The sequence below is a fragment of the Nostoc sp. genome, assembly GCF_036918245.1.
Lineage (GTDB): Bacteria > Cyanobacteriota > Cyanobacteriia > Cyanobacteriales > Nostocaceae > Nostoc.
Window position 1 is genome coordinate 89,306 of the sequence record NZ_JBALEF010000094.1, and the last position, 23,181, is coordinate 112,486.

26 protein-coding genes and 1 pseudogene are annotated in these 23,181 nt (G+C 43.0%); 14 read left to right on the top strand and 13 right to left on the bottom strand.

Annotated features, from left to right (window positions below):
* Positions 1-14: 14 nt before the first annotated feature.
* Positions 15-812 (top strand): annotated as a pseudogene (locus V7L12_RS26880) (Rpn family recombination-promoting nuclease/putative transposase).
* Between the two features lie 121 nt (positions 813-933).
* On the opposite strand, the gene asnS reads toward V7L12_RS26880, so the two are convergent.
* On the bottom strand, positions 934-2,325 hold the full coding sequence (gene asnS / locus V7L12_RS26885; RefSeq protein WP_335089012.1) for an asparagine--tRNA ligase: 1,392 nt from the start codon (positions 2,323-2,325) through the stop codon (positions 934-936).
* Between the two features lie 2 nt (positions 2,326-2,327).
* Entirely contained in the window at positions 2,328-2,690 is a 363-nt protein-coding gene (locus V7L12_RS26890) for a hypothetical protein (RefSeq protein ID WP_335089014.1), read from the bottom strand.
* Between the two features lie 104 nt (positions 2,691-2,794).
* Between V7L12_RS26890 and V7L12_RS26895 the strand changes: the two genes are divergently transcribed.
* Complete coding sequence (locus V7L12_RS26895; RefSeq protein ID WP_335089016.1) at positions 2,795-3,070, top strand: DUF6439 family protein; 276 nt, start codon at positions 2,795-2,797, stop codon at positions 3,068-3,070.
* An 86-nt stretch (positions 3,071-3,156) separates the two neighbouring features.
* On the opposite strand, the gene V7L12_RS26900 is transcribed toward V7L12_RS26895, so the two are convergent.
* Positions 3,157-3,606: an ATP-binding protein gene (locus V7L12_RS26900; RefSeq protein WP_335089018.1), complete on the bottom strand. Its 450-nt coding sequence runs from the start codon at positions 3,604-3,606 to the stop codon at positions 3,157-3,159.
* A 391-nt stretch (positions 3,607-3,997) separates the two neighbouring features.
* Positions 3,998-5,404, bottom strand: a complete 1,407-nt coding sequence (gene rlmD, locus V7L12_RS26905; protein WP_335089019.1) for a 23S rRNA (uracil(1939)-C(5))-methyltransferase RlmD — start codon at positions 5,402-5,404, stop codon at positions 3,998-4,000.
* A 169-nt stretch (positions 5,405-5,573) separates the two neighbouring features.
* On the opposite strand from rlmD, the gene V7L12_RS26910 reads away from it, so the two are divergent.
* Positions 5,574-6,059, top strand: coding sequence for an allophycocyanin subunit alpha-B (locus tag V7L12_RS26910; RefSeq protein ID WP_334820294.1), 486 nt, complete (start codon positions 5,574-5,576; stop codon positions 6,057-6,059).
* 94 nt (positions 6,060-6,153) lie between these two features.
* On the opposite strand, the gene V7L12_RS26915 is transcribed toward V7L12_RS26910, so the two are convergent.
* On the bottom strand, positions 6,154-6,291 hold the full coding sequence (locus V7L12_RS26915) for a hypothetical protein (RefSeq protein WP_334929118.1): 138 nt from the start codon (positions 6,289-6,291) through the stop codon (positions 6,154-6,156).
* A 455-nt stretch (positions 6,292-6,746) separates the two neighbouring features.
* Between V7L12_RS26915 and V7L12_RS26920 the strand changes: the two genes are divergently transcribed.
* The 4 genes from V7L12_RS26920 to purF all read left to right on the top strand — a co-directional run bounded on the left by V7L12_RS26920 (position 6,747) and on the right by purF (position 11,710).
* The gene (locus V7L12_RS26920; protein WP_335089021.1) at positions 6,747-7,061 is read left to right on the top strand and encodes a hypothetical protein; all 315 of its coding nucleotides are present in this window, start codon (positions 6,747-6,749) and stop codon (positions 7,059-7,061) included.
* On the top strand, positions 7,048-7,440 hold the full coding sequence (locus V7L12_RS26925) for a type II toxin-antitoxin system death-on-curing family toxin (RefSeq protein WP_335089023.1): 393 nt from the start codon (positions 7,048-7,050) through the stop codon (positions 7,438-7,440). The genes V7L12_RS26920 and V7L12_RS26925 overlap by 14 nt, the downstream gene beginning before the upstream one ends.
* 43 nt (positions 7,441-7,483) lie before the next feature.
* A complete protein-coding gene (purL, locus tag V7L12_RS26930; RefSeq protein WP_335089024.1) occupies positions 7,484-9,880 on the top strand; it encodes a phosphoribosylformylglycinamidine synthase subunit PurL in 2,397 nt (798 codons plus the stop codon).
* Positions 9,881-10,210: 330 nt separating this feature from the next.
* Positions 10,211-11,710: an amidophosphoribosyltransferase gene (gene purF / locus V7L12_RS26935; RefSeq protein ID WP_335089026.1), complete on the top strand. Its 1,500-nt coding sequence runs from the start codon at positions 10,211-10,213 to the stop codon at positions 11,708-11,710.
* A gap of 76 nt (positions 11,711-11,786) precedes the next feature.
* Here the strand turns inward: purF and lysS are convergent, their stop codons facing one another.
* Positions 11,787-13,325 (bottom strand): lysine--tRNA ligase, encoded by a 1,539-nt coding sequence (gene lysS, locus V7L12_RS26940; RefSeq protein ID WP_335089028.1) that lies wholly within the window; start codon positions 13,323-13,325, stop codon positions 11,787-11,789.
* Between the two features lie 124 nt (positions 13,326-13,449).
* On the opposite strand from lysS, the gene V7L12_RS26945 reads away from it, so the two are divergent.
* The 3 genes from V7L12_RS26945 (at position 13,450) to V7L12_RS26955 (ending at position 14,691) form a co-directional block, all read left to right on the top strand.
* Entirely contained in the window at positions 13,450-13,821 is a 372-nt protein-coding gene (locus V7L12_RS26945; protein WP_335089030.1) for a Uma2 family endonuclease, read from the top strand.
* Between the two features lie 183 nt (positions 13,822-14,004).
* Complete coding sequence (locus V7L12_RS26950; protein WP_335089031.1) at positions 14,005-14,238, top strand: EF-hand domain-containing protein; 234 nt, start codon at positions 14,005-14,007, stop codon at positions 14,236-14,238.
* 213 nt (positions 14,239-14,451) lie between these two features.
* Positions 14,452-14,691: a Uma2 family endonuclease gene (locus V7L12_RS26955; RefSeq protein WP_335089032.1), complete on the top strand. Its 240-nt coding sequence runs from the start codon at positions 14,452-14,454 to the stop codon at positions 14,689-14,691.
* Between the two features lie 133 nt (positions 14,692-14,824).
* On the opposite strand, the gene V7L12_RS26960 is transcribed toward V7L12_RS26955, so the two are convergent.
* The 5 genes from V7L12_RS26960 to V7L12_RS26980 form a co-directional block, all read right to left on the bottom strand.
* Positions 14,825-15,250 carry a hypothetical protein gene (locus V7L12_RS26960; RefSeq protein WP_335089034.1) on the bottom strand — a complete coding sequence of 142 codons (426 nt, stop codon included), beginning with the start codon at positions 15,248-15,250 and terminating at the stop codon, positions 14,825-14,827.
* Between the two features lie 76 nt (positions 15,251-15,326).
* The gene (locus V7L12_RS26965) at positions 15,327-16,448 is read right to left on the bottom strand and encodes a geranylgeranyl reductase family protein (RefSeq protein ID WP_335089036.1); all 1,122 of its coding nucleotides are present in this window, start codon (positions 16,446-16,448) and stop codon (positions 15,327-15,329) included.
* A 137-nt stretch (positions 16,449-16,585) separates the two neighbouring features.
* Positions 16,586-17,134, bottom strand: a complete 549-nt coding sequence (gene frr / locus V7L12_RS26970) for a ribosome recycling factor (RefSeq protein WP_292779525.1) — start codon at positions 17,132-17,134, stop codon at positions 16,586-16,588.
* On the bottom strand, positions 17,121-17,849 hold the full coding sequence (gene pyrH / locus V7L12_RS26975; RefSeq protein WP_229548106.1) for a UMP kinase: 729 nt from the start codon (positions 17,847-17,849) through the stop codon (positions 17,121-17,123). The genes frr and pyrH overlap by 14 nt, the downstream gene beginning before the upstream one ends.
* A gap of 71 nt (positions 17,850-17,920) precedes the next feature.
* A complete protein-coding gene (locus V7L12_RS26980) occupies positions 17,921-18,475 on the bottom strand; it encodes a thioredoxin family protein (RefSeq protein ID WP_335089037.1) in 555 nt (184 codons plus the stop codon).
* A gap of 468 nt (positions 18,476-18,943) precedes the next feature.
* Between V7L12_RS26980 and V7L12_RS26985 the strand changes: the two genes are divergently transcribed.
* Positions 18,944-19,843, top strand: coding sequence for an alpha/beta fold hydrolase (locus tag V7L12_RS26985; RefSeq protein ID WP_335089039.1), 900 nt, complete (start codon positions 18,944-18,946; stop codon positions 19,841-19,843).
* Between the two features lie 42 nt (positions 19,844-19,885).
* Here V7L12_RS26985 and V7L12_RS26990 read toward each other — a convergent pair whose 3' ends face one another.
* Positions 19,886-20,233, bottom strand: a complete 348-nt coding sequence (locus V7L12_RS26990; RefSeq protein ID WP_335089041.1) for a hypothetical protein — start codon at positions 20,231-20,233, stop codon at positions 19,886-19,888.
* 141 nt (positions 20,234-20,374) lie between these two features.
* Complete coding sequence (locus V7L12_RS26995) at positions 20,375-21,079, bottom strand: diacylglycerol/polyprenol kinase family protein (RefSeq protein ID WP_335089043.1); 705 nt, start codon at positions 21,077-21,079, stop codon at positions 20,375-20,377.
* A gap of 61 nt (positions 21,080-21,140) precedes the next feature.
* Between V7L12_RS26995 and yidD the strand changes: the two genes are divergently transcribed.
* The 3 genes from yidD to ychF all read left to right on the top strand — a co-directional run bounded on the left by yidD (position 21,141) and on the right by ychF (position 22,956).
* The gene (gene yidD, locus V7L12_RS27000; protein WP_335089045.1) at positions 21,141-21,377 is read left to right on the top strand and encodes a membrane protein insertion efficiency factor YidD; all 237 of its coding nucleotides are present in this window, start codon (positions 21,141-21,143) and stop codon (positions 21,375-21,377) included.
* A 244-nt stretch (positions 21,378-21,621) separates the two neighbouring features.
* On the top strand, positions 21,622-21,819 hold the full coding sequence (locus V7L12_RS27005) for a hypothetical protein (protein ID WP_335089047.1): 198 nt from the start codon (positions 21,622-21,624) through the stop codon (positions 21,817-21,819).
* Between the two features lie 45 nt (positions 21,820-21,864).
* Entirely contained in the window at positions 21,865-22,956 is a 1,092-nt protein-coding gene (gene ychF, locus V7L12_RS27010; protein ID WP_335089049.1) for a redox-regulated ATPase YchF, read from the top strand.
* The last annotated feature ends 225 nt before the right edge of the window (positions 22,957-23,181 follow it).

The window sequence follows — 23,181 nt, forward strand, 5'->3', positions numbered from 1 at the left end:
TATTTAAGGCTGCTATGTATGACAATATCTGCAAATTCATTGCCGAAAACTTCAAAGATGATTTAGCAACGTGGTTACTAGGCTCACCAATTAAATTAACAGAACTTAGCCCTACTGAATTATCAAGCGAACCAATTCGCGCCGATTCATTAATCTTATTGCAATCTGATTATTTAGTTCTACATACCGAATTTCAAACTGATGCTGATGAAGATATGCCCTTTAGGATGTTAGATTATCGGGTCAGGGTTTATCGCCGTTTTCCTCACAAAGAAATGCGTCAAATAGTAATCTATTGGAGAAAGACAAGTTCACAATTAGTTAGTGAAAACACTTTTAGATTAAACAACACTTACCATCAGTTTGAAGTAATACGCCTGTGGGAACAACCTACAGACAGGTTTATGAGTATTCCAGGTCTATTACCCTTTGCCGTGCTAAGTCAGACAAACGATCCTACAATGGTATTAACCCAAGTAGCCAAAGCAGTTGAAGCAATTAGCGATCGCCAGCTACAAAGAAATATAGCTGCTGCCAGTGGGATTTTAGTAGGTCTGGTATTAAATAAAGATGTAATTAGCAAGATTTTAAGGAGTGAGATTATGCGCGAATCAGTCATTTATCAACAAATCCTAGAAGAAGGCGAAGCTAAAGGCAAAGCAGAAGGTGAAGCTAAAAGCAAAGCAGAAACAACAAGAAAGTTGGCTTTAAATTTGTTGCGAATTTGAATGAGTTTAGAGCAAATTGCTCAAGTTATTGAACTATCTATTGAGCAAAATCAAGTTTTACAAGAGGAGATTCCAAAATCTTAAATTTTAATGAATCACTTTATAAAACACATGGCTATACAAGCAAAACCCGCATTAGGGGGTTTCAAAGTTTTTATAAGTCCGTGCAGACGCGATTTCTAATCGCCTGATTGAAATTCTCAAACTAAAACTCAGCACTTTGTGGTGTACGGGGAAAGGGAATCACATCACGAATATTTCCCATCCCCGTCATGAATTGCACGAGTCTTTCAAAACCTAGCCCAAAACCCGCGTGTGGAACAGTACCGTAACGACGCAAATCAAGATACCACCACAAATCTTCTGGGTTTAATCCTTGCGCTAACACGCGGCGTTCTAAAACTTCTAAACGTTCTTCGCGTTGGGAACCGCCTACAATTTCGCCAATTTTAGGTGCAAGAATATCCATTGCGCGGACGGTTTTTTCATCGTCGTTTAAGCGCATATAAAAAGCTTTAATTTGCGCTGGATAATCTGTAACGATCGCAGGCTTTTTAAAGAGTTGTTCAGCCAAGTACCTTTCGTGTTCTGATTGTAAATCTAAACCCCAACTCACTGGATATTCAAATTTAACATCAGCTTTTTCTAAAAGTGCGATCGCTTCTGTATAAGTTAAGCGTTCAAACTGATTATTAATAATATTTTCGGCTGTTGCTAACACAGATTTATCAATGCGTTCATTGAAAAATTCCATATCTTCTGGGCAAGTTTCCAATACATATTTAAAAATGTGTTTGAGAAACGCCTCGGCTAAATCCATATCGCCTTCTAGGTCACAAAAAGCCATTTCTGGCTCAACCATCCAAAATTCTGCTAGGTGACGCGAGGTGTTGGAATTTTCTGCACGGAAGGTAGGGCCAAAGGTGTAGACGTTAGAAAACGCCATCGCCATCACTTCTGCTTCCAACTGGCCGCTAACTGTTAAATATGTGGGTTTAGCAAAAAAGTCTTGGCTGTAATCTACTGCTTGATTTTCTGTGCGGGGAATATTCTTTAAATCCAAACTGGTAACGCTAAACAGTTCACCCGCGCCTTCGCAATCGCTAGCAGTGATGATGGGTGTGTGTACCCACAAAAAGCCTCTTTGTTGGAAAAATTGGTGAATTGCTGCTGAACAAGCATTTCTAACGCGAAAAACTGCACCAAAGGAATTGGTACGCGATCGCAAATGTCCAATGGTTCGCAGAAACTCAAAAGAATGGCGTTTCTTTTGCAGGGGATATGTATCGGGATCAGCTTCTCCGTAAACTTTCACCGTCTCGGCTTTCAACTCAATTCGCTGTCCTTTACCCAGAGAAGCCACTAATACCCCTGTCGCCTCGACAGCAGCACCCGTATTTAATTTTTTCAATATAGCTTCATAATCTGGCAAATCCTGATTAATCACGACTTGCAAATTAGCTAGTGATGAGCCGTCATTGACTTCAATAAAAGCAAACCCTTTGGACTCGCGCTTTGTCCGCACCCAGCCTTGCACTTGGAGGGACTCATCAGGTTGGCCACTTCGCAATATTTCTGCAATCCGTCGATTTACCATATTTATCCAGCATAAGACTTTAATATCCAGCCTATGATAACGCCCATTCCACCAAAGCGGACGACTTGCCAGAAAGGTTTTTTGAGGCTACGCCAAGAAAATAACTGACTTTCTAAGTTTAGTCCTAGCATTTCCAACTGCCGTTGAATTTGTCGTAACTCTGCTTTTATTTCTGGTGTCTGAGATTTATTGTGCTTTAGTCGATCGCGGCGCTGTTGCCATTGTGCCTGTTGTTGGCGATCGCGTTGCACTTGATCGTAACGTTCTCTCAACGATAGGAGCGATCGCTCTACTTCCTCTAATTCTTGTTCAAAATCTGGTTCGGGAGTTTCCCCAGGCGGTTGTGATTGTTTAGACGGCTTCATGTACAAATAGTAAACTAAGATTAAATGCGACCTGCCAATAGTCAAAATTAAAACTATGAGTTTTTGACTCAGCACTCAGCACTCATCACTCAGCACTCATAATTATGTCTCAATCTACTCAGCTGCCTAAAACCAGTCAACTGAACGAACTTACTACTCTAGAACTAGCTCAAGCCCTTATGGAAAGGCTGACTATTTCCCCTAACGATTGGCATCGCCTCAAGTCTAACCGCAATTCCCGCGCTAATGAACAAGTGGCAGCAGCGATTGTGTATCTTTTAAAAAATCAGCCAGAAGAAGCTCAAGCTAGATTACAACAGGCAATTGGTTGGTTAGATCGCTCTATTTCTGCCCCTCCCTGTCCGACTCACGGAAAATAGGGAGTAGGGAGTAGCAATAAAAAATCAATCAACCAATAACTTTCTCCCCTCCCCAGACGCGATTAATCGCGTCTCTACTAGCCCTGTTATCGCCGCAGAGATAATCCCCGGCGATTTTCCATTTGTTTACAAAGCCTCAATTCTGTGCCTTTACGGTTCCACTCTACCTGATCAAAAATTTGATGCAGAAGACATAAACCACGACCATTTTCTGACTCATCTGGTGGAAGATAGTCTGTTGGTTCTTCATTATTAGTAGATGAAGGAGTAAAGCCACTACCCTGGTCTGATATTATCCACCAATATTGATTATCTATTACGGAAAAACGAACTACAACTGTTTTACTCGGATCGAGATTGTTACCATGTTTGGCTGCGTTGACTAGGGCTTCTTGAAGTCCTAGCCGCAGTTCTGCTTGTAATCTTGCTGGAATTTCTGCCAACAATAAGTCTAATATGGGACAAAGGTAGAGGGTTGAGGCAAAACTAATAGTGCCCCAATAACGTCCAACTGGACGGAGTGAAATAGTAATCACAAGAGAAACCCCATAGCTTTCAGTTAGCTAGACATCAGTTTGCTATTACAGTCACCCTGATAAAACTTGAGGTGGTCATGCTGCCTTCAAACTTGCGTCTTTAAAACTAAATTTTGAAAATGCTAGGGAGCATTGGCTCTATAACTCTGAATTGGGATTGTTTAGGTATATATCGGCTGGAATAAGTTTGATAATGAAGTCAGCAAATTAATAATATGCTGTTAATTTTAGAGAGTATTGCCATACTCTAGTTAGTTGCCGATTTATAATTTACACAATCTTCTTCATGTTTTTAAGAACCTATGCAACTTGAATTTATTTAAACAAAATGAATTTTTATTTTTGGCTTAATTCAATTTTAGCATCTTTAGTATGCACTAGACTAAAATTTTCAAATTTCAGTTTTTTTGAAGGAATTACTACCCTTGTCAAAATGTGATAGCACAAGAAAGGCGGCAGCTTCAACATGAGCAGTTTGAGGAAAAAAATCAGCAGGTTGTACCCGTGTAATGGTATATTGCCCATCTTGACAAAGCAATTTCAGGTCGCGGGCGAGGGTAGCTACTTTACAGCTGACGTAAACGATCCTATATGGTTTCAATTGCCGTAAAGTATCTATGACTGCGCGCTCGCACCCCTTACGTGGCGGATCGAGTATTACTACTTCTGGTATTGTGCCCATTTGGGGAAGCAATTTCTCTACTGCCCCAACTTGGAATGTTGCATTATCAATTCCGTTGCGGTGGGCATTCAAAATTGCTTGTTCTACTGCTGCTGGTTGCACTTCTAATCCTGTAGCAATACGTACTTTTTGGGCGAGGGGTAAAGTTAAAGTCCCTATACCACAGTAAGCATCAACTAGGAACTCATGCCCTTGAAGATTGAGTTCTGATTGAATTACCTGTAATAGTGCCTCTGCTGTTTCGGTATACACTTGGAAAAATGTATCTGGGCGTACTTGAAATTCTAGTCCAGCAAAATTTTCACGCAGGTGGGGTACTCCAGCGATGCAACGGGTTTCTGATCCAAAGATAGCATTTGTGCGATCAGAGTTGCGATTGAGCGACACTCCCACTAACTGCGGATAGCGCTTTAACCATTCCTGGGCTTTGGTTTCAATTCCTGATAAATTCCAGTCTTTTACCACCAAAGTCAGCAACATTTCCCCTGTATGTCGGCCAATGCGTAAACCGAGATGGCGAATTTTCCCTTGGTGGCGCTGTTCATCGTAAATTTGCCAACCTTGGTGTTGGATATCCTGCTTAACTTCCGCAAGTAAGGGATTTAATCGCGCATCTTGGACTGGACATTGATTTAAATTAATTAATTGGTGACTACCTTTTTGATAGTAACCAGCTTGTACCTGTCCTGTTGCTGATGTGCCCAGAGGATATGTAGATTTGTTACGGTAGCCGAAAGCAGAAGGGGCAGTGAGTACCGGATCTACTGGTGGTTGGATAAAACCGCCAATGCGTTCCAAAGCTTGAATAACTTGATTTTGCTTGGCTACTAGCTGGTAATCATAATTAATATGCTGCCACTGGCAGCCACCGCACTTATCAGCCACAATACAACTGGGTCGGATACGGTGGGCGGATGGTGACAATAGCTGTTGGAGCTTACCGTGGGCGTATTTAGGTTTAACATGAACTAAGCGGACAATGGCGCGATCGCCTGGGACAGTATCTGGGACAAACACTACACGTTCATCAGCGCGCCCCACACCATCGCCTGTATCACTCAGGTTAGCGATCGTCACTTCAATTAATTCACCCTGTTGCCAAATTATTTTTGTCATTTGTCATTTGTCATTTGTCATTGGTCATTGTCCCCTTCATTTCGCCTACTCCCTACTCCCTACTCTCCCCAAACAGATAAATTCAATATATAAGTAACTCCGATCCCTTCACTTGTGTACCTCAGACTCGCTAAACTAACAGATAATATTTCAGGTGATTTCAATAATCATGACTGTAATTAGCCAAGTTATTCTCAAAGCTGACGACGAACTGCGTTATCCCAGCAGTGGCGAACTAAAAAATATCAAAGACTTTTTGCAAACCGGGGTACAACGGACGCGGATTGTGGCTACCTTAGCCGAAAACGAAAAAAAGATAGTTCAGGAAGCAACCAAACAACTTTGGCAGAAGCGTCCTGACTTTATCTCCCCTGGAGGTAATGCTTACGGTGAACGCCAACGCTCTTTATGCATCCGTGATTTTGGCTGGTACTTACGCCTAATTACCTATGGTGTACTTGCCGGTGACATAGAGCCAATTGAAAAAATCGGTGTGATTGGTGTGCGGGAAATGTACAATTCATTGGGCGTTCCCGTGCCTGGAATGGTAGAAGCGATTAATTCCCTCAAAACAGCCTCCCTTAGCTTACTGAGTGCAGAAGACGCTGCCGAAGCAGCACCTTACTTTGATTACATCATTCAAGCGATGTCTTAATACAAAGTGTGTGCTGGTTCTAGGAATATACTTTCGGTCTACTAGAGTGAGTGCGAGGTATTAGCACTCGATAGGCATAAAATCCCCAATTTGATCATACCTTCCCCACATTTGGTAGTGGCTGTGGCAGAATCTCTGTCAAGTTACCAACCAGTTGTGGGGAAATTTTATGGATATGGGCATGGGGCACTTGTACTGAGTGCGTAGCATCTCGTAGAGAAGTATTGGGCATTGAGCATTGGGCATTGGGCATTTAACTAATGACTAATGACAAATACAAAAAACCGACAGTCCTTGATTAAGGCTGTCGGCTATTAAGTGTGTTCCCTATTAATGACTCGGCTAGAGTTCAGTTGTCATTAATTATGCCTAGTTACCGATCGCTGGGAGACGATCCTAATCATCGATATGTGTGATTCTCGTCACTTGATTGTTACATCTAAACTGCATATACCCGAATAATCTCTGAGTGGACACTAGATTCACGTAAGTAAAGGAGCTAGAAATTTCACTGAGATTAAAAAATCAAGTTATCTTTAAAGACTAAAGCATTTGGTGTAAGATGGATATCCGTGCCTAAAAGCTTCGATTACTGTTGACCTGGAAGCCCTCACTCAGCGCGATAAGCTAGAGTTAGCAGCAGAACTGATTCACAACGTCTTGCAACAAACCTAGCTTGGGGTAACGATGGCAACAGATCAAAAGCACAGCAATTATTTATCAGAAGCCGAAAGCCGTTTGCGTCAACTTTCTCCTGAAAAGTTGCGAGTAGCAGTTGCAATTATTGCTTATCTACAAAAAACAGAAGAAAACGAAGCTACTGAAAAAATATTATTAAATATTCCTGATTTTGCCAAATATTTGCGCGAAATTGAACAAAATGAAGACAAAATAGAAAATGCTGCCTCAAATCAGATTGCCTCAGATGAAGAAGTATGGCAGGCTTACTTAGCAGTTGAAAAAAAATGGGAAGAGGTATTCCTTCAGCTTGCAGACTCCTAAATTTCTCACTATTTCTCAAGTCTTAGATATTCACCAACGCCAAATTCACAGATTTGGTGGAACATCAGGTGTTAGAGACGAAGGTTTGCTAGATTCAGCACTGGCACAACCTCAAGCTACTTTTGGCGGTGAACTTCTCCATCCAACAATTCACGAGGAAGCAGCAGCGTACCTCTACCATTTAGCAATGAACCATCCGTTTATTGATGGCAATAAGCGTACTGCTTTCGCTGTTATGCTTACTTTTTTGAACTTAAATGGCTACACTCTCAACCTATCTCAAGAGCAAGCTTACAAGTTAGTGATTCAAGTAGTTCAGAAAGAAATATCCAAAGAAGAATTATCTGCATTTCTGGAACTGTACTTACAGGGCAAGTAAATCGATAGAATAATGCTCTGTCCCCCCAGAGTGCATTACTTCCATGACTGCAACCTCAAAACCAGCCTTTTCCCCCCAAGAAATTGCTGCTGAAGGTCTTAAACCAGAAGAATACGCAGAAATTGTCCGTCGGCTAGGCCGTCATCCCAACAAAGCTGAACTGGGAATGTTTGGCGTGATGTGGTCTGAGCATTGCTGTTATAAAAATTCTCGACCTCTACTTAAACAATTTCCCACCGATGGTCCCCATATCCTCATAGGACCTGGTGAAAATGCTGGTGTTGTAGACTTGGGTGATGGACTCCAACTAGCTTTTAAGATAGAATCTCACAACCATCCCTCAGCGGTCGAACCCTTTCAGGGAGCTGCAACGGGAGTAGGAGGCATTCTCAGAGATATCTTTACAATGGGTGCGCGTCCCATTGCCCTATTAAACTCGCTGCGCTTTGGTTCCCTAGAAGATGCCAAAACCCAACGGCTATTCACTGGTGTAGTATCAGGAATATCTCATTATGGTAACTGTGTGGGAGTACCCACCGTTGGCGGCGAAGTTTACTTTGACTCTGCTTACTCTGGAAATCCTCTGGTAAACGTTATGGCACTGGGGTTGATGGAAACATCAGAAATCGTCAAATCTGGAGCATCTGGCTTAGGCAACCCCGTGTTGTATGTTGGTTCCACCACTGGGCGCGACGGCATGGGAGGCGCGAGTTTTGCTAGTGCAGAATTGAGCGATCAATCCATAGACGATCGCCCTGCTGTGCAAGTGGGCGATCCCTTTTTGGAAAAGTCGTTAATTGAAGCTTGTCTGGAGGCATTTAAGACGGGTGCAGTTGTCGCCGCCCAAGATATGGGAGCAGCGGGAATTACCTGTTCTACCTCAGAGATGGCAGCAAAAGGCGGTGTGGGAATTGAACTAGATTTAGATAAGATTCCCGTCAGAGAAATAGGGATGGTTCCTTATGAATATCTGCTTTCGGAATCTCAAGAACGAATGCTATTTGTTGCTCATAAAGGGCGTGAGCAGGAATTAATTGACATTTTCCATCGGTGGGGACTTCAAGCCGTTGTCGCTGGTACAGTCATCGCTGAACCTATCGTGCGAATTCTCTTTCAGGGTGAAGTAGCAGCAGAAATTCCCGCTGAAGCTTTGGCGGAGAATACCCCACTGTATAACCGGGAGTTGTTGGCAGAAGCACCAGAATATGCGCGTCAAGCTTGGGAATGGACTGCTGATTCCCTACCTCCTTCTACAACTGCTGGAATGGAACTTCAAGGAGGACTGCAAAGTTGGAATGATATTCTCTTAACTTTGCTCGATACACCCACGATCGCTTCTAAAAATTGGGTATATCGTCAGTATGACCATCAAGTACAAAATAATACAGTCATGCTGCCAGGTGGTGCCGATGCAGCTGTTATCCGTTTGCGCCCCCTTGAAGAGGATAGGGGGCAAAGGAGCGGAGGGGCAGAGGGGCAGGGAAGAATTTCCAATCTCCAACGCGGTGTTGCGGCCACGGTAGATTGCAATCCTCGTTATGTTTATCTTGACCCCTACGAAGGAGCTAAGGCAGTGGTGGCAGAAGCTGCACGCAATCTTAGCTGTGTGGGTGCTGAACCTCTGGCGGTGACGGATAATCTGAATTTTGGCTCCCCAGAAAAACCCATTGGTTACTGGCAATTGGCAGAAGCTTGTCGCGGTTTGGCGGAAGGTTGCCGAGAATTGACAACACCAGTCACGGGCGGAAATGTCTCTTTGTACAACGAAACTCTTGATTCTCAAGGCATCCCACAACCCATTTATCCCACTCCTGTTGTCGGTATGGTGGGCTTGATTCCTGATATAACCAAAATTTGTGGTCAAGGTTGGCAAGCATCCGGCGATGTGATTTATCTTCTCGGATTGCCTCTGGCATCTAAAATCAGTTTGGGAGCATCTGAATATTTAGCCACTATCCACGATACTGTTGCCGGAAAACCACCACGGGTAGATTTTGACTTGGAACGCCGCGTCCAGAAAGTTTGTCGTGAGGGAATTCGTAATGGTTGGGTACATTCAGCCCACGATTCTGCTGAGGGAGGAGTGGCGATCGCCATAGCAGAATGTTGTCTTGCTGGCAATCTTGGTGCCGAAATCAATTTAGAAATACCACCAACACAGTTAAACCGCCTCGACGAGGTGTTGTTTGCTGAAGGTGGTGCCAGAATTTTAGTTTCTGTAGCATCAGCACAACAAGAAATTTGGGAATCATATTTACAGGAACATCTAGGTCAAGATTGGCAGAAACTGGGTGTAGTTGGTAATTTTGAGACGGGCTTGGGGGTTTTCACCACTGATAACCAAACCTTAATCAAAGTTAGTATCGAAGATATGAGCGATCGCTATTTCCATGCGATCGCCAGACGTCTCGCCATCCATACCACTACTTCTGAGTGCTGAGTTTTGAGTGCTGAATATTTAGACTTCACTCAGAACTATTAGCGTCTCTGAGCAAATTTACGGTACTGTTTTAATGGATGGTTAAAGATTTGTTAAGAACTCCGCAGCTATCTACATAATCCCAGTGACTGACTACCAATTTTAGATTTTGAATTTTAGATTTTGGATTAAAGGCGTTGCTTCTAGTTCATATCTTGCTCTTAGTGGGCAAAAAAATCTAAAATAGCCATTCTTAAATCCCAAGCCGCATCCTTACTACGGTGCGATCAATCCAAAATCGTCAATCTCAAATCCAAGATTGATTGACCCCCCACCAGGAGCAAAGCTAGCATGATTTCTATTCATTCTGTCACTTCGGATGAATACCCCGACCAGACCAACAACCCAATCAATAGTCATGAAAATCAGCCTGACAAGCCAGAAGAAGCTTGCGGTGTTTTTGGGATCTATGCCCCAGGAGAAAATGTTGCTAAACTGACCTACTTTGGATTGTATGCCCTCCAGCATCGGGGTCAAGAATCAGCTGGTATTGCCACTTTTGAGGGTACACAAGTACATCTCTACAAAGATATGGGCTTGGTGTCTCAAGTTTTTAATGAATCTGTCTTGGATCAATTGCCTGGTAGCCTTGCTGTTGGTCACACTCGTTATTCCACCACAGGTTCTAGCCGCAGAGTTAATGCTCAACCCGCAGTGCTAGAAACCCGTTTAGGTTCATTAGCTCTTGCACACAATGGGAATTTAGTCAATACTGTGCAACTACGTCAAGAGTTGCTTGAGAATAAATGTAACTTAGTCACAACAACAGACTCAGAAATGATCGCTTTTGCGATCGCCGAAGCCATAGATACGGGCGCTGATTGGCTAGAAGGTGCAATTCAGGCATTTCACCGTTGCCAAGGAGCCTTTAGTTTAGTCATTGGTACTCCCGTCGGCGTTATGGGTGTCCGTGACCCCAATGGCATTCGCCCCCTAGTAATCGGCACTTTGGCTGGTAATCCAGTCCGTTACGTTTTGGCTTCCGAGACTTGTGGTTTAGACATCATTGGAGCCGAATACCTGCGAGATGTAGAACCAGGTGAATTAGTTTGGATTACTGAAGAAGGTTTAGCTTCTTATCATTGGAGTCAAAAATCCGAGCGGAAATTGTGTATCTTTGAGATGATTTACTTTGCCCGCCCTGATAGCGTCATGCACAACGAGAGTTTGTACAGCTATCGAATGCGATTAGGACACCAGTTAGCTAAAGAATCTGTTGTAGATGCCGATATTGTCTTTGGTGTTCCTGATTCTGGTATACCTGCTGCTATTGGATTTTCCCAAGCATCTGGTGTCGCTTACGGCGAAGGACTAATTAAAAATCGCTATGTTGGGCGAACCTTTATTCAACCAACCCAAACCATGCGGGAATCGGGTCTACGGATGAAACTCAACCCCCTCAAAGATGTGCTCGCAGGGAAACGAGTAATTATTGTAGATGACTCGATTGTACGGGGTACTACCAGCCGTAAACTAGTCAAAACCTTACGTGACGCAGGTGCAGTAGAAGTACATATGCGAATTTCTTCTCCGCCTGTAACTCATCCTTGCTTCTATGGCATCGATACCGATTCTCAGGATCAGCTGATTGCTGCTACCAAGTCAGTAGCAGAAATTGCCAAGCAACTGGAAGTAGACAGCCTCGCCTATCTGAGTTGGGAGGGAATGCTAGAAGCCACGCGAGAAGACACCAATAGTTTCTGTTCTGCCTGCTTCACTGGAGATTATCCCGTGGCGATTCCTGAGCAAGTGAAACGTTCTAAGCTGATCTTAGAAAAAGTAGTGGTGTAGGGGCTGGGGGATTAGGGAGATCGGGAGCAAGGGGTTCAAATGTTCCCCAGTCCCTAGTCCCCAAGCCCCAGTTCAATTACGAATTGTTACTACTAGCTTCATCTGGGGATGATTCTGATTTTTCTGGCTTGAGTAAGGGGAAAGCGATCGCATCCCGAATACTGGCACAATCGGTTAATAACATCACTAAGCGATCAATCCCAATTCCTAAACCACCTGTAGGCGGCATACCGTATTCCAAAGCTGTCAGAAAGTCCTCATCTACACCTTGGGCTTCTAAGTCGCCAGCAGCTTTCCGCGCCCCTTGAGCTTCTAAGCGTTCTCTTTGATCGATGGGATCGGTAAGTTCTGAGAAGCTATTCCCAGTTTCTCGCCCAACTATAAATAACTCAAATCTTTCCACCAAACCAGGTACAGAACGGTGAGGTTTTGCTAGAGGCGAAATTTCTACAGGGTAATCAATTACAAAGGTAGGTTGAATTAAATTAGCTTCTACTTTCTCTTCAAAGGCTAAATTTAGTAACTTACCAATTGATTGGGCTTCATCTATACCAGGAATATCAGCATTTTTACTTGCTGTTTTTGCTTCTTCTAAACTTTGGAACGAATTAAAATCCAAGCCCGTAAATTCTTTAACTAAATCGTGCATTGTTACCCGCCGCCAAGGAGGTGTTAAATCTATCAGTTCCCCTTGGTAGGTGATTTCCAATGTGCCGAGTACCTCTTGGGCAACAGTGGTAATAATCCCTTCTGTCAGCGCCATCATATCGTTGTAGTCGGCGTAGGCTTGATAAACTTCAATCGTTGTAAATTCGGGATTGTGTCGAGTCGAAATTCCCTCATTGCGGAAAACCCGCCCCAATTCAAACACCTTTTCAAAACCACCCACAATCAACCGCTTGAGATGGAGTTCTGTGGCAATTCGCAGATACAAATCCATTTCTAAAGTGTTGTGGTAGGTGATAAATGGACGTGCATCTGCGCCCCCAGTCTCACTTTGCAAAACTGGTGTTTCAATTTCCAGAAAATCCCGTTCTTCTAAATAACGGCGAATACCGGCAGTAATTTGGGCGCGACGGCGGAAAGTTTGCCGCACTTCTGGGTTAACAATCAAGTCAACGTAGCGCTGACGATAGCGTTTGGCAACATCCGTTAATCCATGCCACTTGTCGGGTAGGGGCAACAGGGATTTAGTGAGGATAGTATATTGTTTAACGTAGACAGATAACTCGCCCTTTTCAGTCCGTTTAATAGTACCTTTGGCTCCTAGAATGTCGCCTGCATCTGTAAGTTGCTTCAAGTGATTGAAGGCATCGGCATCAATATCTGCCATGCTTTCTTGGATGCGATTTTTATCCAGATAAAGCTGAATTGTACCGGTTTCATCTTGCAAAGTGAAGAAAGCCAATTTACCGAAAACGCGACGCGCCATAATGCGTCCGGCTATGGCAACTTCTAAATCAACTTCTTCCCCACTGGATAAATCGGCAAATTTTTCTTGCAATTGCGCTGCATGATGGGTAGATTCCCAACGATAGGCATAAGGATTAGTCCCTAGCTGCTTGAGTTGTTCTACTTTCTCCAGCCTCGCGGCTCGGATATCTTCTTCCGACATGGTAACGAACTAAATAGGGCAAGATTAATTATAGATGCTGCCAAAGTTGAGAGTAAGGGATAATCGCCTAAAAGTGATGTGCGTAGGCGTAGCCCGCCGCAGGCATCGCTAAAGGAAATACACAATGACACAAACTAGAGTGTGTCTGTGGACTCTAAACGAATATCACCGGATGTTTGAAACGGGTATTATTACAGAGGATCAAAGGGTAGAACTGATTGATGGGCAAGTTATCCCGATGAGTGCCAAAAATCCCCTTCATGCAGCGACAACACTGTGTGCATTTGATTATCTCAAGCGTTGGCGCAGCCCGCCGCAGGCATCGCTAGTAGAAGTTGCCTTAGTTCGGGTGCAAAATCCCATTCAGTTGAGCCAATACTCCGAACCTGAGCCAGATATCGCTAAAATCTTGTTGCCACACTCTCCCACGGGCCATAATACTCCCATTTTCCGACATCCCACACATAACTGTAATTCTTTTTTGCTTAATGCTTGACAGTTTTCAGTAGTATATTTTACTGTATACCCAGCGGGTTGAAAAATCTATAGTGGGCGGTCGAGTCTCTTATAAAAAAACATTGCCAAATATAAAAATTTCATTAAATTTTCCTTAACTGTCCTTGCGTCTTTGTCAAGATTTTGAGATATTAAATTGAAAAATTAATTCAGATAGAAACTTATGACAACCGAGCAAGAGCTTCAATCTCTTTTTAATACCTTAGATCGCGATCAAGACGGCAAAGTCTCCATTAATGAGCTTTTTTTAAGTCCTGGCTTAAGTGCAATCATCTCATCAGAAACAAATACTAGTAGCCCCCAGGAGTTACTAGTACAGTATGATTCAGACGAAGACGGTAGTATTACCTTTGAAGAGTTAAAGGAAGCAGTTGAGAAAGCAAATAATTTAAACTAGCAGTCAAAAAATCAAGGCCACACTCACCCCAAAATCCCTCTCTAGCCCACACTAAATCCCTCTCTAGCCCACACTAAATCCCTCTCTAGGCAACTATTGAGGGATTTGCCTTTATTTGCCCCTTAGTGACACTTTGCTATCCTCTACAACGATAGATTATAGCTAGTAATAACCTACCATCATCTCTGTAGCCACCTCTGTGAGGGTTTTCGATTGGTTAATGGTTTTGACTATTCAACACTAGAGACAGATCGCAAACAAAAAGTGCCTCTTTATACTACAGCAGGAATTGCTGACTACTGGATTTCGGATGTAAATCAGCGTCAGGTTTACGTTTTCCGCGAACCAAGCTTGAAAGGTTACAATCTTGAATTTATTTTGCAGAAAAATGCAACCTTATCCTTGATTGCATTTCCAGAAATTGAAGTCCAGATTAGTCAGCTGTTTCCATAAGTTCTACAAATCAAACCTTTATCGTAAATTAAAGGGTTTAAGACCCCTACGTCTATACGTAGTATCAGTTTCAGTCGGGGTTTAAATCCCCGTTTGAAAATGTCTTTAATTTTGAATTTTGAATTTTGAATTGTTAATTCTCTCCTATTGTCAGCAAATGCCTAGATGAAATAGCTTTCATTTTCAAGTTAGTAAATTGCACGATCGCCTTTACCAAATCTTGTTGCTCTGGTCGCAAATTTAGTTTTTCTAGGGCTTGCTTGATATTATTACCAGCCCGGAGATTGTGATTAAGTTGGTCACGCTGAGATGAGTTTAACACTGCCGCAATTTCCCTATTTCTTCTCTGACGCACAGCCTGGAGTTCCTGGCGTTGTAAGGGAGTCAGGTTAATCTCCGACGAGGTGGAGTAGTTTGCAGTTTTGGTAGTTTGGGCGAAAAGAACATCAGAAGTAGTATTGATTTGAACGGGTGCAGCTAAGGCAATTCCCGGCATGAAGAGGACAAGAGCAAGAATATTAGCGAACATAGACAGCCGTTTTGTCAAGTAAATTGCCATATTGAGAAATACCTAGTACAATCTGGCAGAAGTTTGCCTACCTTTAACAAGTTGCTCAAGTAACTTATCTGGTTAATTAACCTCCAAAACCAGGAATTAAACGCTTAAGGGCACGACCAGCAACATCGCCATACCGCAGTTCTCCACACATAATCTTACCCATGATCTGGGGAGCCGAGGGATGCTTAACACCAACTTTGTAGCCAATGTTGGAAAACCGATAGAATGCTCCAGCTAATTTTTGCGCCCAAGCCATCTCAGTACCCAACTCTTCATTAATGGCTTCGCTATATTTTTCTAAAGCGTTAGTGTCACCAGAAAGTGCTTCATTAATGCTTGCGGCTGCGAGTAAACCACTAAAAATTGAGGGGCGAATGCCTTCTGCTGTCATGGGATCAACCACACAAGCAGCTTCCCCAGCTAAAACAGCATTTTGCGTGTGCAGCTTTTGATTACCATCCCAAATACATAAGGGATGACCATATTGTTTGCCGGTTTTGAGGTCTACATTCAACGATTTGGCGTACTCATCCAAAATCTTTTTGAAGTCGTGGGGTTGACGACCAATAAACGTCCCGACACCTATGGAATAACCATCAGCTTTGGGGAAGTTCCAGAGATAGCCGTTTTTAACCAAGCCAAACTCAAAATGAATTGTAGGTTTGTTTTCTATAATGCCAGGGATTTCTGCCTCTAAAGCCCCTGTGAGCAGACGTTTACGTTCTTTGAAACCTAGCCATTTTGCCATTGGGCCTTTGGCACCATCAGCCGCGATTAAGTAGCGGCCTGTAACTGGGCCATTAGCTGTGTTAACTTGCCAATAGTCACTTTGAAATTCAATACCAGTTACTTCCGTATTATCTCGTACTTCAGCCCCTTGCTTCTGTCCTTGTTGCACTAGGAAATGGTCAAATATATCTCGTCGCACCATCCAAATTGGTTCTTTGGTGGCGATTTTTGCTTCCACGGGGTCGCCTAATTTCCAGGTAAAGCGAACAGAGTCGGCTTTTACAGAAATTACTGGGGTAAAATCAAAGTCAAACCATTGAGCGATCGCTGGAGAGACACCACCACCACAAGGTTTATATCTTGGCAGAGATTCTTTTTCCAACACTAATACTGAGCGACCTTGTTTGGCTAAATGATATGCAGCTGTTCCACCAGCTGGCCCAGCGCCGACGATGATGCAGTCGTACATAAGGCTGAATTTTTGCTCCTCAATTAGTTTATTTTCTATTCAGATACTCGATCAATTTTTGTTAGATACCTAAGAAATAATAAAGGCTGAAGAATTTATCCATTATCCTTCAGCCTTTATACTTAAGACTTTAGACTTTAAACAGTCGTGATGTCTTTTTCTTTTTCTGCCAACAGTGCGTCTATTTTGGCGTTATACTCGTTTGTCAGTTTTTGCAAGTTGTCTTGTTGGTCTTTTGATTCATCTTTGGAGATTTCAGAGGCTTTTTCCTGTTTGCGAATGGCGTCTATGGCATCGCGGCGAATGTTGCGAATAGCAACACGACCCTCTTCAGCATACTTGGATGCCATTTTGACGAATTCTTTACGGCGTTCGCTCGTTAAGGGCGGAATATTCAACCGGATTACAGAACCGTCGTTACTGGGTGTTAAACCCACATCTGAGAGGGAAATAGCCTTCTCAACGATGTTTAGGGTGTTGCGCTCGTAGGGTTGAATTAAGATCGTCGTAGCATCCGGCGTGCTAATATTTGCCAGTGATTTTAAGGAAGTAGGCGAACCGTAATAGTCCACCAATACCTTATCTAATAGACTCGCATTGGCGCGACCAGTGCGAATCGAGTTAAAAGCTCGTTGAGTTGCCTCAACGGTTTTTTGCATCGTACTTTCAGCTTCAGCTAATTTCACAAGAACCTCCCACAAGGGTGCCGATGGATTCTCCCAAGACTGCTCGGTGGATGTTACCTCGCACCGTTAGGTCAAATACCAGAATTGGGATATTATTTTCTTTACACAAGGCGATCGCAGTACTATCCATCACCCGCAAATCTTTGGCTAAAACGTGCGTGTAAGTTAAGCTATTGTAACGCTTGGCGTCAGGATAAATATGAGGATCGGCATCATATACTCCATCTACTTTGGTGGCTTTAAAAATCACCTCAGCATCGATTTCTGCGGCTCTTAATGCCGCAGTAGTATCTGTAGTAAAAAAGGGATTTCCAGAACCAGCACCAAAAATTACCACCCGCCCTTTTTCAAGATGACGGATGGCACGACGACGGATATACGGTTCCGCTAATTCTTGCATAGCGATCGCGGTTTGCACTCGCGTCTGTACTCCTATGCGTTCTAGCGAATCTTGCAGCGTCATTGCATTCATTACCGTGGCAATCATCCCGATATAGTCAGCGGTTGCCCTGTCCATCCCCGCCGAGGCTGCTTTGACGCCACGAAAAATATTGCCGCCGCCAACAACTATGGCGATTTGAGTGCCAGTGGCTATCACCTCTGCTAATTCTTGTGCTATTCCTTTGACCACTTCGGGATCAATTCCATAGCCCATGTTGCCCATTAAGGCTTCACCGCTCAGTTTGAGTAAAACCCGTCGGTAATTCGTTCCCATGAAGTTACGCTTTATCAAAAAAGTTGCAATTGCCTCCAATTTAAGATAGCAGTTACAGGGACTATCTATGTCTAGTTACGCCAAATCAATGTAGTGCCGACTGGTTCTGTTTGTGGTATGGCTATTTCTTCACCTTTAAACAGAGAAGCGATCGCAGTTCTCAAATAATCCTGTCCCACTGATGATGGCTCTTTGGGATGATTATCGATTTTACCTTTATAACGGACTATACCGTTAGTATCTATGAGAAAGGCCGTTGGTGTTTTTGTTGCACCAAAACTACCGGTCACATCTTGCGTTGAGTCCCACAGGTAGGGAAAGTTCAACTGGTGACGTCGGGCAAAAGCTTTCATATTTTCAAAGCTTGACCTAGTGTCGTAGTCAACATTACTACCATTGAGTCCAATTAGTGTGAAGCCTTTTAGGGCAAATTCGGCTTGAATGTTTTTTAGCCTGCCTAAATACCGCTCTACATAAGGGCAGTGGTTACACATGGAAATAACGCCGACTGCTGGGAACTTTTCAAGATAACGCCTGAGATGGTGTACTTGACCATCAATTCCTGGCAGTTCAAAATCTGGTGCGTAGCTCCCAACGGGAGTATCAATTGTTTCTAGTAGATTCATTATTTCTGGCTCGCAGAACTAGGAACAAGAAAAATATTGTTAAATTCAGCGTCAGTTTCCAGTTGCAAACCACCCCTTAGCCGATGCCTCATATTCGCCAATCTTATAGACCAAATTTGCGATCGTAAATTGTGAAACTACTGAATCTAGCATTGATGCTAATTCACTCACATCTAAAAAATAGCCCAAATATTACTCATATTAGAGAAGTTATAATTTCTAATACTGACATAATCTCAGTTGTGAGTAAGTTACCTCTATCAACAAGATGACAACTCTCTATACTGGATAAAATTATCAGCTTAATGCTAGTATTATCAGCCTAGAAGCTTTTGTGGTATATGTATAGGCTATCACTAGAGCAAAGGATTTATTTTGAAAATCTGATAAATTTTATGCAAATTAAAAACAATTTTACTTGTGCCTTGCTGCTGAAAAACTTTTAGCATTCTTTACATCAAATTTACCATGACAACCTCAAGTTCAAAAACAGCACTTAACTCTACAAAAACCTGGATTTGGCAAGATTTTCCGATCTGCTATCAAACCCAAGGAACTACTGGCCCAGCTGTTATCCTAGTGCATGGATTTGGTGCTTCTTGGTGGCACTGGCGGAAAAATATTCCCGTATTAGCGGAAAATTGCCGTGTTTATGCGATCGATTTGATTGGTTTTGGCGCTTCCGCAAAACCTCAACCTGGTGAAAAAATTACCTACACATTAGAAACCTGGGGACAGCAAGTAGCAGATTTTTGCCGGGAAGTTGTCGGTGAGCCAGCTTTTTTAGTCGGAAATTCTATTGGCTGTATTGTCGCCATGCAAGCCGCAGTAAGCAACCCAGATATTGCCTTGGGAGTTGCATTACTCAACTGTTCTTTACGGCTGTTGCACGATCGCAAACGGGTAACTTTACCTTTATCTCGTCGTTACGGAGCGCCTCTACTGCAACGCCTATTATCTATCAAACCAGTTGGTGATTTCTTTTTCAATCAACTCGCCAAACCGAAAACGGTGCGGAAAATTCTGCTGCAAGCTTATGCTAACGCTGAGATGGTGACAGATGAGTTGGTAGATATTCTCACTTCACCAGCAAGCGATCCGGGGGCTGGGGCTGTGTTTCTTGCTTTTACTTCTTATTCTACTGGCCCATTACCTGAAGACCTTTTGCCATTATTACCCTGTCCGGCGATTATTTTGTGGGGAACGGCCGATCCGTGGGAGCCAATTAAATTAGGGAGAGAATTAGCTAACTTTCCGCAAGTAGAAAAGTTTATTCCTTTAGAAGGAGTGGGGCATTGTCCGCAGGATGAAGCACCTGAGTTAGTCAACCCGATTTTACTCGATTGGATTTTGGAGCGATCGCGGTAATCATCTGTGAGAGGTTAGAATAGTGTAAATTTTGTCAATCAGCTAAAAAACACTTGCATACTGACTGTAAACAATAAAGACGACAATTCCAACGAAAATAAAGAGGACTAAAGTAGCTATTAAACCACGATGTCGAGAGACAACATCAAGAAGTACTAGTAGCCAGAATAAGGCAATCTCAACTGCGCTAGCAATGAACACAAGTCTGAGATTTCGTTCAATTTTTGCAGCCTGTAAACCGAATAAAGTACGCCTTGCTAAAGAACTGCCTGGAGAGGACGATATTATTAGCTGCGACTGTACCAAGTTAACTAATAACCAAATAATTACTATGCCTCCCATTACTGTCAATACAACAGCTAGTCCTTTAAATAATCGATTTATAAGCATCGTTTTTTGCTCATAGAAGAAAATTTTGACATAATGATAAGTATTGTTAAGTTCAAAGATATCGTCCAATTTCCTTTCTAAATCTAAAATATAGTGCTACTTTCTTTAAGACATTGTTTGAAATAGCACTCAAGGCAATTACTAATTCAACAAAACTAACTGAGTTAAAAAGAAGGCAAGTGCTGCACTGCCCAAGGGAACTGTCAAATTGTCAATACCTAAAAATGAAACAGCTTCTAAACCAGTAGCGATAAATGCAACTAACAGTGATACTGCCCAAGTTTGCCAACTGTTTCCTTGAGTTCCAACTAAAATCAAACTACTGACGAGATAGCTAACGAGCATCATAGTTAGGGAGCCTTCCCAACTTTTTTGCGTCCCAAAAACTTTATACTTGTGTGTCCCAAAACGCTGCCCAATCAAGGCTGCTAGTCCATCTCCCCAAGTCATTATCAAAATTCCTAGTGCTGCGTACTGGGGTTGTTGCAAGTACCAGAACCAGGCAACTAAAATACCGAAACTGACAGAGTAAAAAAATGTCCCTAAACTTTGGCGTCCAACGCTATTAATACCAGGAAGAATGGGCAATCGGTAGGATAATAAGGTGATTGCACTCGCTAAAATAGAAGCTGTAATCCCTACACTGGCGGGAATATCTAGCCACCAAGCGATTAAAATCACATTACCAGTGCCAATATGAACTATCTTCCGCACGATTTCTGGCTTGTCGGCAAAGCGGTTTACCACCCATGCAATCAGGAGGATGAGTAATACCCAAATTGCAGCCGACGCAATTTGCAGCCATAAAACCGGAATTGAGGTGAAGTCAGAAAATGTAATTAACAAAGATGCGACAAAATGAAAATTTTTACCCCTGTTACTAATTTATAAGATTTGGGTAGCTGCAATGAAATTATTATTTATTTGGCTGATTCGGGGCTACCGAATGTTTATCTCGCCGTTGTTTCTCCCGACTTGTCGCTTTCAACCAACTTGTTCGATGTATGCTATTCAAGCTATTGAGCGATTTGGAGTGTTTCGTGGTAGCTGGATGGCAACTCGGCGGATTTTGCGCTGTCATCCGTTTCATCCAGGTGGTTACGATCCAGTGCCAGAGGTGGTAGAAAAGGTAAAGGAGCAGTAGTTTTGTGCAAATGGTGGCGAATTGAGGTTGGAGTTTAAACGCAAAGGGGAGGCAGCGCGTTGCGGGGGTTCCCCCCGTTGTAGCGACTGCCGTCGCGCGGAGGGAAGCGCAGAGGGACGCAGAGAATGACAAGAGCGGTAATTTATTAAAGGAAGTGTTCGTAGGTATAGCTATTTGGGGAGATGTCAACAGATGAGGTTGTCATCTAGCGTGGAAAGGTTGAATAATTTAATTTAGACTTACCATGCTGAATCTTACTGCGATTTCTATACCCGATCCACAAATTCCTACTCCTGGGCCGAGTCCACTACCGAGTCCCGAACCTGTACCGGGGCCAGCGATTCCTCAACCCTTACCTGGGCCTGTACCAGAACCAGTACCTGCTCCCATTCCTCAAACAGTTCCAGGGCCAATTCCCCAAACCATACCGGAACCTGTTTAGATTACCTTGGTAATGTAATCCAAAATCTCAAATCTAAAATCCAAAATGCTAAGAGCCGGAATTGTCGGACTTCCCAACGTCGGAAAATCTACTTTATTTAATGCTGTAGTTGCTAATGCCAAAGCAGAAGCAGCTAACTTCCCTTTTTGCACGATTGAACCGAATGTCGGCGTTGTCGCAGTACCGGATGAACGGTTAAATGTTCTTGCTAAGATTGCCAGTTCGGCACAAACTATCCCGGCGCGGGTTGAATTTGTAGATATTGCCGGTTTAGTTAAAGGTGCAAGTCAGGGTGAGGGACTAGGGAATCAATTCCTGTCCCACATCCGGGAAGTTGATGCGATCGTCCATGTAGTACGTTGTTTTGAGAATGATGATATTATCCACGTTGCTGGTTCTGTTGATCCAGCACGAGATATTGAAATCATTAATATAGAACTCGGTTTATCAGATTTAACACAAATTGAGCGGCGAATTGACCGCACTCGCAAACAAGCTCGTACCAGCAAAGATGCACAGTTTGAAATCACAGTCTTAGAAAAATTAGCTGCGGCTTTAAATGAAGGTAAATCGGTGCGTCAGGTGAGCTTGAATGAAGAAGAAACAGAAATTATTAAAGGATTAGAACTGCTCACTTATAAACCGATTATCTACGCAGCCAATGTATCTGAAGATGAGTTGGCAACTGGTAATCATTTTGTGGAAACAGTGCGGCAAATTGCAGCTACAGAAAATGCCCAAGTTGTGATAGTTTCGGCTCAAGTTGAAGCGGAATTAGTGGAATTACCAGAGTCAGATAAAGCTGATTTCCTCGCGTCTTTAGGTGTGGATGAAGGTGGTTTGAAATCGTTAATTCGGGCAACTTACATGCTTTTAGGCTTGCGGACATATTTCACCTGCGGCCCCAAAGAAACCCGCGCTTGGACAATTAATGCAGGAATGTCTGCACCTCAAGCTGCTGGTGTAATCCACAGTGATTTTGAAAGGGGATTTATTCGCGCCGAAACAGTCGCTTATAAAGATTTGGTAACAACTGGTTCGATGAATGCTGCGAAGGAGAAAGGGTTGGTTCGCAGTGAAGGGAAAGAGTATGTTGTGCAGGAAGGGGATGTAATGTTGTTCCGATTTAATGTGTAGGGGTAACTAATTCAGTGGTCGTTATCAATCAGATAATGGCCAACCTACACTAAGTTGCGATCGCCCTAAAAATATTGACAAAGTATTCGATATATGCATATTGATGTTTAAGGAAACTTGTTGGCGATCGCAAGTAAACAAGCTTTACCCAAAATATAGTTGCAAGCCCTAATTAGGTCAAATAAAATGAAAGGCGCTCTCCAAAAGGGGAGTGCTTTTTAGTGT